This is a genomic window from Sphingobacterium sp. T2, from assembly GCF_000814685.1.
In the GTDB taxonomy this organism is placed as follows: Bacteria; Bacteroidota; Bacteroidia; order Sphingobacteriales; family Sphingobacteriaceae; genus Sphingobacterium; species Sphingobacterium thermophilum.
The window spans coordinates 1-2231 of sequence record NZ_JXAC01000177.1; the positions used below are offsets into that span (position 1 = coordinate 1).

General features: G+C 44.0%; 1 protein-coding gene and 1 pseudogene. One reads left to right on the forward strand and one right to left on the reverse strand.

Going from position 1 to position 2231, the window contains the following annotated elements; genetic code table 11:
• Positions 1–170: 170 nt before the first annotated feature.
• Positions 171–1563, reverse strand: a pseudogene (locus SD31_RS11145) (LutB/LldF family L-lactate oxidation iron-sulfur protein).
• A 138-nt stretch (positions 1564–1701) separates the two neighbouring features.
• Here SD31_RS11145 and SD31_RS15505 point away from each other — a divergent pair.
• Positions 1702–2231 (forward strand): DUF3667 domain-containing protein (locus SD31_RS15505; protein WP_156138328.1); only part of this gene is annotated, 530 nt, incomplete at its 3' end.

Consider the following 2231-nt stretch of genomic DNA (forward strand, 5'->3'; position numbering starts at 1 on the left):
CTGCCTTGGCTTTGCCACGTATCGTCGCTGCAATCTTGGAAAACAACCAAGTCGGAAAAGGGAATTAAGATTCCTGCTGCATTGGTGCGTTACACAGGATTTGAGTATATAGACTAAGAAGTACATTTCAAGATAATAGATAAAAAAGGTGATTAGCGATAATCACCTTTTTATTTGTCTTTATTTTTCTGCTGTTCTTTCCACTGCTGTGCGAAAGATTTGTCTGGGAACTGCGGCAGATTGCGCCATGGCCCCCATGCTTTGCGGAAAAACTTACGCATTATGAAGTTTTTGAATTTGCCGCCAAAGAAGTCTATGAGTTTTCTCTTTTTGATGGCGTAGGTAAATCCTTTCCACATCCTTTGTTCGTTTTTTTCTGTCAGCTTCTCTTGTACGGCATCTCTGCGGTTGAGCAACAACATCTTTTGGATGTCTATGCCGGTAGGGCATACCTCCGTACATTTGCCGCAAAGGCTGGAAGCATACGAAAGGTGCTTGAACTCTTTCATGCCGTTGAGATGTGGGGAGATTAAAGACCCTATAGGACCTGGTAGGTGGTCTCATAGGTGTGGCCTCCAATGTTCTGGTAAATAGGACATACGTTGAGACAGGCGCCACAACGAATACAATACAGTCCTTGTCTTTGTTCTTTCTTTTGCAATACGTTGGTACGGCCGTTGTCCAGCAGTACTACATACATCTCTTCCGGACCATCGCTTTCGTCCTCTTTACGGGGACCGCTAAGTAGGGTGTTGTATACGGTCAGGTTTTGTCCTGTGCCGTGGGTAGCCAACAAAGGCCAGAAAAGGTCTAAGTCCGTCATGCTAGGAATAATCTTTTCTATCCCTACCACGGAGATATGTTACTTTCGGAAAAGTGGTCGTCAGCCTTGCGTTGCCTTCATTTTCGGTGATGGCAATGCTTCCTGTGTCGGCTATCAGGAAGTTCGCTCCCGTAATTCCTATATCTGCTGATGTATTATTTTTCGCGTAGAAGCTCGCGTGCTTTCATGGTAAGTTGCTCGGCCGTGGCATCCAGAGGGGTATCAAACTTTTCGTGGAACAGTTTGGCAATCTCTTCAAGGCTGAGGTGCATGGCCGGAGTCACAAAGTGGTAGGGCTTCTGGTCCAACAGCTGGATAATATATTCGCCGAGGTCACTTTCTACAGGCCTAATGCCTTTCTTCTCCAAAAAGTGGTTGAGCTCTATCTCTTCCGTAGCCATGGATTTGGACTTGACTACCGTCTTGGCGTTGTGCATTTCGAAGATTTTCCAGATCTCCTGGCGGGCCTCTTCGGCGTCGTTGGCCCAGATAACTTTACCGCCATTGGCTGTGAAGCGCGCTTCAAAGTCGATTAAGTATCGGTCAAGGTTTTCGATGGTACGCCACTTTATCAAGTTTGCCTTCTTCTTGGAGTTGGAAAGGTCGTAAAACTTACTTTTGCCCCTCTCGAAAGCGGTATTGTACTTGTCTATATTGTTTGTGATAATTTCACGGTGGCGTAAATCGAATGATTTGGCTGAGCTGTCTTCTAAAAATTTATTTGCGGTACTTTGCGCCATGCTGACTCTACTTAATCTTTTGCAAAAATAAACGCTGGCCTCTTACCAACCAACATTTAAAGATAATGTATTTATTATAGTTGTACCACTAATTGTTAATAAATTCTATTTTTGTATTGCCAAACCGTTAACTTTTATATGGATTATCATACCTCTACCTGTCTGAACTGTAACCACGAAATAACAGGGAAATATTGTTCGAACTGTGGGCAAAGTGCGGATACCCACAGGCTTTCTTTTTCTCATTTTATTGCCCATGATGTGGTGCATGGCATGTTTCACCTCGACAAAGGGCTGATTTTCACCTTAAAGCAGGTGCTGGTGCGTCCCGGTTATGCCGCTTTGGATTATATCGCAGGAAAAAGAAAGAACTTTTACAACTTTTTCTATTTGATTTTGTTGCTCGTCGGTTTTTATTCGCTGGTAGGAAAGTTGAATGGCAGCTTATTTCCCCAGCTGAAGGGGCCGGAGGTGGAAGATCAGACGGGCATTAACGACTTTTTGACGCACTATAGCAAGTTTGTGCTCATCGCTTTTGTGCCTGTAATTTCATTAAACAGCTTCCTGCTGTACCGAAGAGCCAAACTGAATTATTTGGAACATGTTATTGTCACCGTACTGGCATTCATCGGTGTGCTGATAGTATTTATCCTTGGGCGAATCTTAGA